We start from the raw sequence: 12,555 nt of genomic DNA, 5'->3' as shown, positions 1-12,555 counted from the left end.
CGACGCGCCTTCGCCGGAGACGACCCCGTCCCGGCGAAGGCGTACGGCAGGGTGTCCCTTGTGCCGGGCTATCCGGCGGCGCGCAGGCGTACGGGGAGTGCCCTGTGCCCGTTGCTGATGAGGGTGGGCAACGGGCGCAACTCGGCGGCCGGCACCGCGAGTGACATGGCGGGGAAACGCTCGAAAAGCTGACGCAGGGCCTCCACGACCTCCAGCCGGGCCAGGGGCGCGCCGAGGCAGAAGTGCACGCCGTATCCGAATGCCAGGTGGTCCTTGACCCGGCGGGTGACGTCGAAGGCGTCGGCGTCCGGCCCGTGCCACTCCGGGTGCCGGTTGGCGGCCCCGTACGCCGCGAGGATCGGCTCTCCCGCGGAGATGACCTGGCCGTCCGGCAGCCGGAGATCGGTGACGGCGAAGCGCAGCGGGAGGTACTTGACGGCGGGCTCGTGGCGAAGGGTCTCCTCCACCACGTCCTCCCAGGCGGCCTCGCCGGTCCGGACGAGACGGAGCTGTTCCGGTGACGTCAGCATCGCGAAGACGGCCTGGTCGATGACGTTGACGGTCGTCTCGTACCCCGCGTTGATCATCAGGCCCAGCGTGTCGCGCAACTCCTGGTCGGTGAATCCCGAGCCGTCCGACTCCTCGTCACGCGCGGCGATGAGGAAGGAGGTCAGGTCGTCGCCGGGGTCGGCGCGCTTGGTCGCGATCAACTGGTCGATGTGCTCGTAGAGACGCACGGTGTTGGCCTGAGCCTGCTCGGGCGTGAGCGTGCTGTCGAAGACCCGGTCGACGATCTGCCGGAACCCGTCGCGCTGGTCCTCCGGCACGCCCATCAGGTGGCCGATCACCGCGATGGGCAGCGGTAACGCCAGTCGCTCCCGCAGGTCCACCACCTGGCCGGCGGGCAGCGCGGCGAGGCCGTCGACCAGCCCGGTGACGATGGACCGGACGATCGGCTTCAGCTCGGCGATGCGGCGTGCGCTGAAGGCGGGTGAGATCATCCGGCGTAACCTGCGGTGATCCGCGCCGTACGCGGTGAACATGTTCTCCACCAGTATCCACAGGGCGAGCGGCCACGTGCCGGCCGTCTCCTGGAAGGCCGGGTAGTGCGCACGGCCGTCCTTCGAGACGTCGGGGCTGGTGAGAAGGGTACGGAGAACGGCGGGGTCGGTGACCGCCCAGGCGCGCAGGCCGAGGATGTCCACCGGAGTGGCCGGGCCGCGAGCCCGCAGGGCCCGGTACTCGGCGTGCCGGTCGGCGCCGGTGGGATCGATGACGAACGGGAGGAGCTCGGGCATGTGACTTCTCCTTATCGCGCTGTGGATACTCATCATCGACCGGGCGGCCCGGCCATGTGTGACACCTGCGGGAAGCGGTCGCGGTGTCTTCCCGGTGTCTTCTCGGCGCCGGCGGCGCCCCGGAAACTGTCGTAGGGATCGCGTACCGTCCCTGAGAGTCGTCGCCCGGCGGCGGAGCGGACATCGCGGAGGGAGCCGTCAATGCCGGAACTGCGTACGTGGCTCACCGGTCTCGGGCTGGTCGAGTCGCCACGCTGGCACGACGGCCGCCTCTACTTCTCCGACTGGACCGCGCACGAGGTGATCGCGCTCGACCTCGACGGCAAGCACGAAGTGGTGGCCCGGGTGGACTCGCTCCCCCTCTGCATGGAGTGGCGAGCGGACGGGCGGCTGATGATCCTCGACTCCGCGCGAGGGCTGCTGCTGCGACGGGAACCCGACGGCTCCCTGGTGGCCGAGACGGACCTCACCGGTCTCGGGCGCGGCTGGAACGAGATCGTCGTCGACGGCCGCGGCAACACCTACGTCAACCGGATCGGCTTCGACATGGCCGGCGGCGGGGCGTTCGCCCCCGGGTCCGTCGTGCACGTCGGCCCCGGCGGTGCGGCCCGCCAGGTCGCCGGCGACATCGCCTTTCCCAACGGCATGGCCGTGACGCGGGACGGCTCGACGCTGATCGTCGCCGACTCGTACGGCAACCGGCTCACCGCCTTCGACATCGAGGCCGACGGCGGCCTGGCGGGCCGCCGGGTCTGGGCCGATACCGGCGAGGACCACCCCGACGGCATCTGCGTCGACGCCGAGGGCGCCGTCTGGTACGCCGACGTCGGCAACAGGCGCTGCGTCCGGGTCCGGGAGGGCGGAGAGGTCCTGCAGACCGTCGACGTCGACCGGGGATGCTTCGCCTGCGCGCTCGGCGGCGATGACGGGAAGACCCTGTTCATCCTGGCGGCCGAGTGGCGCATGCCCGAGATGGTGCCACCCGGAACCGGCCAGGTGCTCTCGACCCAGGTCGAAGTCCCCGGCGCAGCCTGGCGATAACCGACGAATTCAGCTTGAGTTTCGAGTGGCTCGAAGGTGCAGGCTCGTCCTTGTGAGTGACGGAACGGGGTTCTACACCGTAGGGCAGATCGCTCGGCGTACCGGTCTTTCTGTGCACACCATACGCTTCTGGTCCGACGGCGGCCTGATAGTCCCCACGGGCCGCTCGGCCGGCGGGTACCGCCTCTACGACGCCGCCGCCGTGGCCCGGTTCGACCTGGTCCACGCCCTGCGCGACCTCGGTATCGGGCTGGAGGCCGTCCGAAAGATCCTCGCGCACCAAACCACGGTGGCGGAGGTGGCCGAGGTACACGCCCGAGCGCTGGACGCGGAGATCAGGGCTCTGAAGCTTCGCCGCGCCGTACTCCGCGCGATCGCAGCGCGTGGCGGCACCACCGAGGAGACGATGATGACGCACAGACTCGCCCGTCTGTCCGCCGCGCAGCGGCAGCAGGTCATCGACGAGTTCATCGAGACCACGTTCTCGGATATCCCGCTGGACGACGACGCCAAGGTGATCGCGGATTGGATGCGGGAGCTGCCCGATGGGTTGCCGGACGATCCGGCGCCGAGCCAGGTCGACGCCTGGATCGAGCTGGCCGACCTGGTCGCCGGCGAGGACTTCCGGCAACGGCTCCGGCGGATCGCGCTGGCCGGTGCCTCATCGGTGACGTCTCGCTACGGCTATGAGCTCCGGTCATTGACCCTGGAGCACGCCAACCAGGCGATAGCCGCATCGATCACGCCGGACTCGGTCGAAGGCCGGTCAGTTCTCCATCGCATCATCAAGCCCGACATGCCGGCCGGCGAACGCAGTGAACTGCTTCGGTGGCTTGAGACCGTCGCCGACGCCCGGGTGGAGCGCTATTGGCACCTGATGGCCGTGCTCAACGGACATGAGCCCTCTCCGTCGGCCGTACCCGCCTTCAGCTGGCTCATCGCCGCTCTTCGCGCCCGCGGCTGAGCCGCCCGCCCGCATCGCAGCCCACCGGCGCCGCGTCAGATCGGTGGATCTCGCCTTCCGGCGCCGCCGTCTCCGACCGTCCTGGGTTTCCGCCCCACGACAGGACACGCACGTCAGGTAATTGATCAGTGACGGTGAGTAGTGACATGGTGCTTGCGACTCGATCAACTTCCTCGGGAGGCAAACCATGCTCGCTCGCCGTCTGCTGGCCGTCGCCGTCGTCTCCGCCGCCGTGGGTGCGGTCACCACCCTGCCCGCCTCGGCCTCCGCAGACCCGCACGCCGACCGGACGGCCCTGGTCGGCACCCCGGCGTGCGTCGACCTGAGCAACGGCCGCGGCAACGGTACGCAGATGTATCTGTGGCAGTGCCAGGACAACAACCCCAACCAGAAGTTCGTCTTCCAGGACGGCCTCATCAAGGTCGAGGACACCATCGGCACGGGGCGGGAGATGTGTCTGGACGCCTCCAACAACCGCGCCAACGGCACCCGGGTGTACCAGTGGCAGTGCCTCGGAAACGCCAACCAGCTCTGGGTCGTCCAGAGGGGGCTGATCATCCTCAAGTCCACTCTCAACTCGGGCAACCGCATCTGCCTGGACGTCACCAACAGCCGCGCCAACCTCTCGCCGGTCTACCTGTGGCAGTGCCTGCCCAACAACAACCAGAAGTTCGTCATCGACAACGGTCAGATCGCGGTCAGGGACACCCTCCTCTGAGCGCGAAGTCCCGGACCGTCGATCGGTCCGATCCCGCGTGACCTCCTGCCCGCAGCAGGGCATCAGCAGCACGGCAGCGGTGTGGCGGCGGTGTGGCGCCGCCACACCCTCCGCTCCCGCGCGAACCGCGCTACGAGGATCAGGCCCGGCCTCTGAGCCGGGCGTAGGCCGCGGGAGAAATGCCGACGGCAGCGGTGAAGTCCCGGGTCAGGTGGGCCTGATCGGTGTAGCCGAGCTCGGCGGCCAGCGTGGCGAGGTCGAGGCCCTGGTAGACCCTCTCCGCGGCCTCGTGGAGCCGGAATCGGCGGATCACCCACTTGGGGCCGATGCCGACATAGTCCCGGAACAGCCTCTGCAGCGAGCGCACCGATCGCCCCGATCTGGCGGCCAACTCGTCGACCCTGGTCACGGACACGTCGTTCTCCACCATCGCCGTCAGTGCGGCGACCTCTTCCGACAGCGGATCCTGATCCGGTTCCAGGCTCAGCAGGAACGCCTCGACGAGCGCGATGGCGGCCTGGGCGTCAGGCTCGGCCAGGACCTGCTCGACCAGGGTCGCGCCGGCCGCGCCGTACATCTCGCTGATCTCCACGAACCGGCCGGTCAGCCGGGACACCGGACCACCGAGGAACGGCCGGAAGCCACCCGGGCGGAAGCGCGTGCCGAGCACCCGGCCACTGCCCTGCATCGTGTAGGAGAACCCGCCTCTGATCACCCCCGCGATCCGGCGGAAGTCCCGGGCGATCGTCATGTTCACGGTCGGGTGCGAGACGATGCGCTGCTCGTACGGCTCGGCGAGGCCGGTCCACGTCACGACCCAGAAATGGTCCACGTACGGCGCGATCCCGGGCGATGGCGCCTGCCGGACGAAATCGAAGGCGTCGAGCCCCGCGTACGGATCGACCCAGCCGCGCTGTCGCGTTTCTACAAGCCGCCCTGCGGGCACGCGGGGCAGGGTGGTCGCCATGGAAGACATGATGCCGCTGATGACGCGGGCCACCGAACGGACCGCGGAGTTGGTACGCGCGGTGCGGCAGGAGCAGCTCGGGTTGTCCACGCCATGCTCGAAATTCGACGTCAAGGACCTGATCAGCCACCTCGAGTGGGTGGCGGCGTTGTTCGAGTCGCTGGGTCGCAACGGGCCGCGCGTCGAGCAGGGGCCTTACGCGGGCGACTTCCCCGAGAGAGCGAAGGCCACGCTGGCCGCCTGGTCGCGGCCCGGAGTGTGGGAGGGGACCAGCCCCGCCATGGGCCTGCCGATGACCACGCTGGGCCACATGTACCTCGTCGACATGGTCGTGCACGGCTGGGACCTGGCCAGAGCGACCGATCAGGAGTACGAGCCGGACCCCGAGACCGTCTCGCGGGCGCTGCACTTCACCGACCGGATGGTGGAGATGGGCAGGCAACGCGGCGCCTTCGGGCCGCCGGTGCCCGTGCCGGACGACGCCCCGCCGTTCGACCGCCTGCTCGGCGTCATCGGGCGGGATCCGGCCTGGACAGCGTGAGCCGCCGGAGCCCGGTGACCGGCGGCGGCCTCAGCCCTTGAAGGCGCCGTCCATGATCCCGGCCACCATGCGCCGCCCGACGAAGACGAACAGGACGAGCAGCGGAAGGGTGGCGAGGAAGGAACCGGACATGGCGAGCCCGAGGTCGATGTTGAAGCTGTTCTGTAGCGCCTTGATCGCGATCTGAACGGTGTACATCTCCGGCGACTTCAGCACCACGAACGGCCACAGGAAGTCGTTCCACGCGGTGACGAAGCCCAGCAGGCCGAGCACGAAGGCGGCGGGACGTACCAGCGGGAACGCGACGCGCCAGAAGATCTGCCAGGTCGACGCTCCGTCGATGCGGGCCGCCTGGAGGATCTCGTCACTGATGGCGGACGATATGTGCTGGCGCATCCAGAAGATGCCGAAGGCGTTGGCCAGGCCGGGGACGATCAGCGCCTGGAGCGTGTCCACCCAGCCCAGCCACGAGGTGATCATGTACTGGGGGACGATGGCGAGCTGGGTCGGCACGGTCATCGTCAGGACGACGAGCAGGAACAGCGCGTCGCGGCCACGGAAGCGCAGTTTGGCGAACGCGAAGCCTGCCAGCGCGCACAGCACCGCCTGGCCAACGCCGATCGTCCCGGCCACGACCAGGCTGTTGACGACCGACCGGACGAACGGCACGGTCGAGAACACCAGACCGGCGAGATGGAAGAAGTTGCCGCCCGGCACGATCTCGGGCGGCAGCGTCGTCGCCGTCGCCGTGTCGGTGGTGGCGACGATGAACATCCAGTACAGAGGGAACAGGCAGGCGAAGGCGGCGAGCGCGAGCAGCGCATAGGTCCACCATCGGACACGATCGCCGGAGCGTGGTCTCGTCATGCTCATGATCGCCCCCTCAGCCCTTGACCGGGCGGATCCGGGTGGACAGGAAGTAGTTGAGACCGGCGAGCCCGACGACCATCACGAACAGCGCCACGCCGATCGCCGCGGCGTAACCGAACTTGAACTGGATGAACCCCTGCTCGAACAGGAAGAGAGTGAGCGTCTGGCACTGACGGATCGGCCCGCAGGTGTTGGCCGCGCCGCGGTTCACGAGCAGGGCCTCGGTGAAGATCTGCAGCCCGCCGATCGTCGAGGTCACGATCGTGAACACGATGACCGGCCGCAACGCGGGGAGGGAGATGTGCAGGAACTGCCGCACATCTCCGGCCCCGTCGACGGCGGCCGCCTCATAGATCGCCCGGGGAACGGCCTGCAGGGAAGCCAGGTAGAGGAGCGTCGTGTAGCCGAACCACCGCCAGGTCACCATGACCGCGATCAGCACATGGCTGCCCGTCACCGACTGGGTGAAGTCGATGTGCTCGACGCCCACCAGGCCGAGCAGCCAGTTCAGCAACCCGTAGTCGCGGTCGAACATCTGGACGAACACGATGGCGGTGGCGGCCACCGAGGTGATGTACGGCACGAGCATCGTCATGCGGAAGAACACCGCGAGGCGCAGCCGCGCGTGGTTGAGCAGATGCGCGAGCACCAGCGCGACCAGCAACTGCGGCACGGTGGACAGCAGCCAGATGCTCACGGTGTTGCGGGCCGCGTTCCAGAACCGCACGTCCCCGAGCAGCCGGTCGAAGTTGCCCAGGCCGACGAACACATGCTCGCCGATCGGGTTCCAGTCGAACAGCGCCACGTAGAAGGTGAACAGCAGTGGGATGAGACCGAACACCGCGAAGAGCGCGAAGAACGGGGCGATGTAGGCGTATGGGGCGATGATCTCGGTGAAACCGCGCCGCGCCGCCTCCACCGGCGGGGCGGGGGGCAAGCCCGCCGTGGTGGGGGTGATGCTCGTCGTCACGGTCTGCTCGCTTCCCCGCCGCCGGCGCCGCGCCGTGGGAACGGCCCGGCGCCGGTGGCGCTCGTGAAAAGTCCTAGCCGCCGATCGCGTTCTTGATGTTGGTCACCGCCGCGTCCCACGCCTTCGCGGGATCACCCTTGCCCTGCTCGACGTTGGTGATGGCGTTCGTGAACTCCGTACCGATCGTGGTGCTGTCCGGCCCGATGAGGAACGGCTTCAGGCCGAGCAGGGAGTTGGTGTAGATCGTGCCGATCGGCGCGCCGGTGAAGAACTCGTCCTTCGCCGAGGTGAGCTTCGGGTCCTTGTAGACCGACGGCGTCGCGGGCAGCGACCTGGCCTTCGAGAAGTGGTCGAGCTGGCCCTGCGGCGACTGTGTGGCGGCGATGTAGTCCCAGGCGGCCTTCGGGTTCTTGGCGCCCTTGGGGATGGCGAGGAAGCTGCCGCCCCAGTTGCCCGAGCCGCCGGGGATCGTGGCGATGTCCCACTTGCCCTTGGTGTCGGGGGCGTTGTCGCGGATGGAGCCGAGCATCCAGACCGGTGCGGCGATGACGGCGAAGTCGCCCCTCTTCATCGCGGCGCTCCAGCCCTCGGTGAAGGTGCTCTGCTTGGCGGTGATCCCGGCGGCCACGGCCTTGAGCGCCAGGTCGAAGGCGGCCTTGACCTGGGGGCTCCGTTCGTACACCAGATTGCCCGCGGGGTCGTAGTACTTCTCCTGCCCCTGGTTGACCACCTGCGAGTACACACTCCCGCCGGCGTTGTCGACGAACGCCTTGCCGGTGGCCGCCGTGTACTTCTTGCCGGTCTCGATGAAGGCGTCCCAGGTGGGCCAGAGCTTGCTGACCTCCTCACGGTCCGTCGGCAGCCCGGCCTTCTTGAACAGGTCGGCGCGGTAGGCGATGGCCATGCCGCCGACGTCGGTCGGGATGCCGATGATCGAACCGTCCTTGGCCGTGGGCTGGCTGATCACCCAGTCGAGGTAGTCACCCTTGATCTTGTCTGCGCCCATCGTGCGCAGGTCGACGAAGTTCTGCGGCTGCTGGACGAACTTGGGCAGGTCGTCACCCTGGATCAGCACCAGGTCGGGCACCTTGCCGCCGGCCAGCGCCGTCGTGAGCGCCTGCGCCGTCTCCTGCGCGTTGCCCACCTCGGTCAGCTTGATCTGGATGTCCGGCCTCTTCGCCTTGTACTCGGCGGCGGACCCCTTCGCGTCGATCCCGGTGAACGACCAGAACTCGAACGACGAGGCGTCCGACCCGCCGGAGGAAGTCCCGGACGACGAGCCTGAGCACGCTGCCATGCTGAGGGCCGCGGTAGCGGCGAACACGACCGCTGAGACGTTGCGGAACTTCACGGCGACCTCTTTTCGCTTGCTGTGGTCAGGGATGTGACGTACGGCCTGGTGCGAGAGGATGCGCTGCGCTCGCCGGGCATCTCCTACGTTTCGGTCCCACTGCGTGCCTGAGACGTAGGACGGCGACGATGCCGTGCTACTTCAGGCTCCGGACCGCGGGTGCCGGACAGGTCCAGCACCGCCATGCCGACCTGGTGTCTTACCTGCAGGGCCTTCTGACCTCACTCTTGGCAGCTTGAAAGTTTCGGCGACGTCACGTCGATCGTTTCTCCGGGACAGTAGGCCCCTGCCAACCTGACCGTCAATATTCTGACGGTCATGTGTCTGAAACTATCGGCCTGCCCGTTTTATGTTTCGGGACGCGTCCCGCCACTCACCGAGGGGCTGCCGCTGCCATGGTCTGTCCTCGGGGGAAGTCACGGCCGTGCTGGGCCGGTTCCTCGGCGCGACGGCCGGCCCGCCGGCCTCGATGATCACGACTGGCCGGGACCTCGCCACTCAGCAGTCGTCTCCGCTGCCGGAGCCGACCACGTCTGAGTGGAATGAAAATCTCACCCGTCATGCCGGTATTACGGCTCCGCAGGACCGGTCCCCGACCTGGTGACATGCCCGGCCCACCGTCGGGAGAGCCGCCTTGGAAATAGGTTAACGCCGGGCCGAATCAGTGTTCTCAATTGGCCGCCTGGACGCCTGGAGGCCCCGAGAATAATCTCCTGTGTGCTCCGCCGTCATCATGAAAGAGGTGAGGTTGGAATTGGCACGTTCGAAAGCACGTAGTGCGGTCAGCTCTGTCGCCATGGTCATCGCAACACTCGCGGCGATCCTGATGCCAGTCGCTCCCGCGCACGCCGCCTACGGCCCGGACCAGACCGTCTTCCTTTCGGTCAGCTCGAACTCCGGACCGTCGATCACGCTTGCCCAGCTGACCGGCACGCTGGCCTTCGACGACGGAAACACGAAGTTCAGGTATTCGCTCCGGCTGTGCTGGGGGAGCGGGTCCTACCCCCAGCCGAACTTCTACGTCGCGGTCAACGGCAGCACCTACCTCTATCCGGCCCAGACAGGCACGGCGACCGCTCCCTCCGGGTGCCAGGTGTACCTGTTCCTCTACGACGGTGAATACACCCACTCCACCACCCTCAGGAACGTCACCTTGTACGTGACGGGCGGCTGGTTCTACCCCGGCAACACGTACAACAGCCGCACCAAATCCGTGACCTACGACAACCCCTACAACTGAGCCTCCGGAAAGCCGCGGGCGCACCATCACACTGCGGATCGGCCTCCGCCGAGGGCAGCCGGGCTATCCTGCCCCGGCGGCCCAGGCGGAGGCCGATCCGCTGAAAACTTGATCAGTCCACGCACACCGCGTAGTGGGTGGACCGGAAGACCCATGTGCCGCCACCTGGAGAGGAATAGATCATATACGTGTAATAGGTACCGGGGGTGCAGTCGTGGCCGACCGCGAGGACGGCCTGCCGGGCCCGCTGCTCGGCCGACGCCAACCCGGCCGCGTAGGTGCTGCCCGCCCCATCAGCAGTGGCGCTGCGGGGAGTGTCATAGCCGTCGGCGTGCGCGGCCACGGACGTGGTTGCCAGGCCGGCCGCCACCACCGCTGAGACGAGGCCGAGCCGGCGGAGCCAAGTGACTTTTCGCATGCTTCTCCTTACCAGGGACGGGCATTTGATCGATCAACAGAGATTTAGCGCAGATCGATATAGCGGCGATATTGACCAATTGGTCACAATAATCTGGCGGCCGTTGTCCTCACGGTGGAGCACATAATTGAAGGCACTCCGGGGGGACCATCCACCGAATTGTTTCCAGCCGGGCACAGCCGATCCAGATAAACGGCCTTCAGGCAATCGGGGTTGAACTCGCCGAGACCTCCAGAACCACCGAATATGCGGAACGCAGGTACGAGGGGCCGCGTGCGCAGGCCCGGCGTTCGTTCGGCGAGGGCGTCGTGGTGCGGCTCATCCAGGTGGCGACCCCGTACTGGCCGGACGCCGCGTCCTGGATCACCCACTTCCAGGGGTCGGAGAACGGTGTCTCGGTCCCGGCCACCGGGGACGGCCGCAAGAAACTTTCACCCACCCGGGCGACTGCCCGGCCGCCAAGGGACGCCTCGTAACCGGGCGGTGAGCCGGCTTCCCGCCGGGTCGCCGGGCGCCGCGGATCCCACCCGAGCATTAGGCCGGTCAGGCATCGTGACCTGCACCGCAGCCGCCCCCAGCGGCCCATTCCCTCGGCGGCGGACGGACGCCCGTTCCGAAGGTTCATGTGATCGGGTGGTCGGCGTTCGGCTCCGAGTGCTCAGGGGTGTTCGCCGTCCGCGCGCGCACCGCTAAGCGCACCGTCTGCGATCGATTGACACTTTTCATGACCGCGGTGATAGTAACTGCACATTGCTCTGATCGGCCTGTTCCGCCTGACAGGAGCGCATTGTGCAGCCGACGGCCCGCCCTATCGGTCTGCCGTCGTGACACCTTCGGAGGGCGAAGTGAGAAAACGCTCGATCATCAGCGTGGCACTGGCGGCCGCGGTCGCCCCGCTCTGCGCCGCGACGGTGGCACTCACCACGACACCGGCCGCCGCGGCGGTCGGCGGCTCGGGCCCCTACCCAGCCGACTACGAAACCTCCACCAGCCTGCCCAACCACACCATCTACCGCCCCGGAACCCTCCCGTCGGAGAGGATGCCCATCTTCGTGTGGGGCAACGGCGGCTGCTCGGCCAACGGCCTAGACCAGCTGCCCTTCCTCCGCGAGATCGCCTCCCACGGATTCCTGGTCATCGCCAGCGGCAGCCCCAACGGCTCCGGCTCGACGACCTCCCAGATGCTCACCCAGTCCATCGACTGGGCGGTCGCCGAAAACAGCCGCCAGGGCAGCAAATACAACGGCAAACTCGACACCGCCAAAATCGCGGTAGGAGGCTGGTCCTGCGGAGGCCTGGAAGCCTACGCCGTCTCCAACGACTCCCGTATCACCACGACCACCATCTTCAGCAGCGGCCTGCTCAACGACTCCGACGACTACCAGCTCCGCCGGCTCACCAAGCCCATCGCCTACTTCATCGGCGGGCCCAGCGACATCGCCTACCCCAACGCCATCGACGACTGGGGCAAACTCCCGGCAGGGCTGCCCGCGTTCATGGGCAACCTCAACGTCGGACACGGCGGCACCTACACCCAGACCAACGGCGGCGAATTCGGCCGCGTCGCGGTGCTCTACCTCAAATGGCGGCTGAAGAACGACACCACCGCCGGCACCAACTTCGTCGGCGCCAACTGCGGCCTGTGCAACACCCAATGGCAGGTCCAGCAGAAGAACCTCACCCTCGGCGGCGACCCGTCCCCCTCCCCGTCCCCCTCACCCAGCAACAGCCCGTCCGCCAGCCCGACCGTGACTCCGACCTCCGGTGGCGGTAGCGGGGCGATCAAGGGTGTGGCCTCCGGCCGCTGCGTGGACGTGACCGGCGCCAGCCAGACCGACGGCACCCAGGTGCAGCTGTGGGACTGCAACGGCCAGAACAACCAGACCTGGTCGTCCACCTCGGCCAGTGAGATCCGCGTCTACGGCAACAAGTGCCTCGACGCCGGCGGCACCGGCAACGGCGCCAAGATCCAGATCTACTCCTGCCACGGCGGCACCAACCAGAAGTGGCGCGTCAACTCCGACGGCAGCATCACCGGCGTCCAGTCCGGCCTGTGCATCGACGCCGCCGGAGCCGCCACCGCCAACGGCACCAAGCTCCAGCTCTACAGCTGCCACGGCGGCACCAACCAGAAGTGGACCTGGAACAGCTAGCCCGCACCTGTGGCCTGCGGCGCG

The 12,555-nt window shown here is 67.9% G+C and carries 12 protein-coding genes; 6 read left to right on the top strand and 6 right to left on the bottom strand.

The features are described from left to right. Nucleotides 1-68 precede the first annotated feature (68 nt). A complete protein-coding gene (locus tag HHX37_RS01920) occupies nt 69-1,298 on the bottom strand; it encodes a cytochrome P450 family protein (RefSeq protein ID WP_182884308.1) in 1,230 nt (409 codons plus the stop codon). A 201-nt stretch (nt 1,299-1,499) separates the two neighbouring features. Between HHX37_RS01920 and HHX37_RS01915 the strand changes: the two genes are divergently transcribed. The 3 genes from HHX37_RS01915 (at nt 1,500) to HHX37_RS01905 (ending at nt 4,021) form a co-directional block, all read left to right on the top strand. After that, nucleotides 1,500-2,339, top strand: a complete 840-nt coding sequence (locus HHX37_RS01915; RefSeq protein ID WP_182884307.1) for an SMP-30/gluconolactonase/LRE family protein — start codon at nt 1,500-1,502, stop codon at nt 2,337-2,339. A gap of 25 nt (nt 2,340-2,364) precedes the next feature. After that, nucleotides 2,365-3,303 carry a MerR family transcriptional regulator gene (locus HHX37_RS01910; protein WP_310740234.1) on the top strand — a complete coding sequence of 313 codons (939 nt, stop codon included), beginning with the start codon at nt 2,365-2,367 and terminating at the stop codon, nt 3,301-3,303. 187 nt (nt 3,304-3,490) lie between these two features. After that, a complete protein-coding gene (locus HHX37_RS01905) occupies nt 3,491-4,021 on the top strand; it encodes an RICIN domain-containing protein (protein ID WP_182881857.1) in 531 nt (176 codons plus the stop codon). Between the two features lie 139 nt (nt 4,022-4,160). Here HHX37_RS01905 and HHX37_RS01900 read toward each other — a convergent pair whose 3' ends face one another. Then, nucleotides 4,161-4,988 (bottom strand): helix-turn-helix domain-containing protein, encoded by an 828-nt coding sequence (locus HHX37_RS01900; protein ID WP_182884305.1) that lies wholly within the window; start codon nt 4,986-4,988, stop codon nt 4,161-4,163. Between HHX37_RS01900 and HHX37_RS01895 the strand changes: the two genes are divergently transcribed. Then, the gene (locus tag HHX37_RS01895; RefSeq protein WP_182884304.1) at nt 4,987-5,529 is read left to right on the top strand and encodes a TIGR03086 family metal-binding protein; all 543 of its coding nucleotides are present in this window, start codon (nt 4,987-4,989) and stop codon (nt 5,527-5,529) included. The two genes, HHX37_RS01900 and HHX37_RS01895, sit on opposite strands and share 2 nt — an antisense overlap. Nucleotides 5,530-5,559: 30 nt before the next feature. On the opposite strand, the gene HHX37_RS01890 is transcribed toward HHX37_RS01895, so the two are convergent. The 3 genes from HHX37_RS01890 to HHX37_RS01880 form a co-directional block, all read right to left on the bottom strand. Next, on the bottom strand, nt 5,560-6,402 hold the full coding sequence (locus tag HHX37_RS01890; protein WP_182881854.1) for a carbohydrate ABC transporter permease: 843 nt from the start codon (nt 6,400-6,402) through the stop codon (nt 5,560-5,562). Between the two features lie 10 nt (nt 6,403-6,412). Further along, nucleotides 6,413-7,369, bottom strand: a complete 957-nt coding sequence (locus tag HHX37_RS01885) for a carbohydrate ABC transporter permease (protein ID WP_182881853.1) — start codon at nt 7,367-7,369, stop codon at nt 6,413-6,415. Nucleotides 7,370-7,442: 73 nt separating this feature from the next. After that, complete coding sequence (locus HHX37_RS01880; RefSeq protein WP_182873123.1) at nt 7,443-8,720, bottom strand: ABC transporter substrate-binding protein; 1,278 nt, start codon at nt 8,718-8,720, stop codon at nt 7,443-7,445. 796 nt (nt 8,721-9,516) lie between these two features. On the opposite strand from HHX37_RS01880, the gene HHX37_RS01875 reads away from it, so the two are divergent. Then, entirely contained in the window at nt 9,517-9,960 is a 444-nt protein-coding gene (locus HHX37_RS01875; protein WP_182873124.1) for a hypothetical protein, read from the top strand. Nucleotides 9,961-10,072: 112 nt separating this feature from the next. Here the strand turns inward: HHX37_RS01875 and HHX37_RS01870 are convergent, their stop codons facing one another. After that, nucleotides 10,073-10,378, bottom strand: a complete 306-nt coding sequence (locus HHX37_RS01870; protein ID WP_111697479.1) for a hypothetical protein — start codon at nt 10,376-10,378, stop codon at nt 10,073-10,075. An 845-nt stretch (nt 10,379-11,223) separates the two neighbouring features. Here HHX37_RS01870 and HHX37_RS36090 point away from each other — a divergent pair. Further along, nucleotides 11,224-12,531, top strand: a complete 1,308-nt coding sequence (locus HHX37_RS36090; protein WP_310740233.1) for an RICIN domain-containing protein — start codon at nt 11,224-11,226, stop codon at nt 12,529-12,531. Nucleotides 12,532-12,555 lie beyond the last annotated feature (24 nt).

Origin of the sequence: Microbispora sp. H10885 (assembly GCF_014161415.1) — a bacterium.
Classification (GTDB): Bacteria; Actinomycetota; Actinomycetes; order Streptosporangiales; family Streptosporangiaceae; genus Microbispora; species Microbispora triticiradicis.
Note: the sequence above shows the minus strand (reverse complement) of the source record. Positions and strands in the feature narration are given on the sequence as shown.